Here is a 1,065-nt window from a genome sequence, read left to right on the forward strand (position 1 = left end):
TGAGCGGATCGGGTTGGTGCTGGCCGACGCCGCGCCGGTGGCGGTGGTCAGCACCGCGGGGCTGGCCGGGCGGCTGCGGCCTTACGGGGTGGCGGTCGTCGACGTCGCCGACCCGCGCGTCGATGCCCAGCCCGCCACCGAGCTTCCCGCCCCGGGACCTGATCAGGTGGCGCACCTGATTTACACCTCGGGCACTACCGGGGTGCCCAAAGGGGTTGCGGTCACGCATCACAACATCACCCGCTTGTTCGACCACCTGGATGTCGGTTTCGAGCTTGGGCCCGCCCAGGTGTGGGCGCAATGCCACTCCTATGCCTTCGACTTTTCGGTGTGGGAGATCTGGGGTGCGTTGGCGCACGGCGGTCGGCTGGTGATCGTGCCCGACGAGATCGCGCGCTCACCCGAAGACCTGCGCGCCTTGCTGATCGCCGAACACGTCACCGTCTTGAGTCAGACCCCGTCGGCGGTGGCAATGCTCTCCCCCGCCGGGCTGGACTCGGTGGCGTTGATGGCCGCCGGGGAGGCCTGCCCGGCCGAGATCGTCGAGCGGTGGGCGCCGGGGCGGGTGATGGTCAACGGCTACGGGCCCACCGAAACCACCGTGTATGCCACCATCAGCGCCCCGCTGGTGCCCGGTTCGGCCACCGTCCCCATCGGCCTACCGGTGCCCGGGGCGGCGCTGTTCGTCCTCGACCCCTGGCTACGGCCCGTCCCACCCGGGGTCGTCGGCGAACTCTATGTCGCCGGGCGCGGCGTCGGCCTCGGGTATTGGCGCCGGCCCGGGTTGAGCGCCGCACGGTTCGTGGCGTGCCCGTTCGGCCCGCCCGGGACACGGATGTATCGCAGCGGGGATCTGGTGCGCTGGCGGCCCGACGGGCAACTGGACTACCTGGGGCGCGCCGACGAACAGGTGAAGATACGCGGGTACCGCATCGAACTCGGCGAGATCCGCGCGGCCCTGAGCGAACTCCCGGGCGTCGGACAGGCTGCGGTGGTCGCCCGTGAGGACCGGCCCGGTGACCGGCGGCTCGTCGGTTACATCACCGGCACCGCCGAGCCCGCCGC

General features: G+C 71.6%; 1 protein-coding gene. It reads left to right on the forward strand.

The features are described 5' to 3' along the window. The coding region (locus A5681_RS20660; protein ID WP_156738080.1) for an amino acid adenylation domain-containing protein at nucleotides 1-1,065 on the forward strand (1,065 nt) is incomplete at both ends.

This window comes from Mycobacterium scrofulaceum (genome assembly GCF_001667885.1).
In the GTDB taxonomy this organism is placed as follows: Bacteria; Actinomycetota; Actinomycetes; order Mycobacteriales; family Mycobacteriaceae; genus Mycobacterium; species Mycobacterium scrofulaceum_C.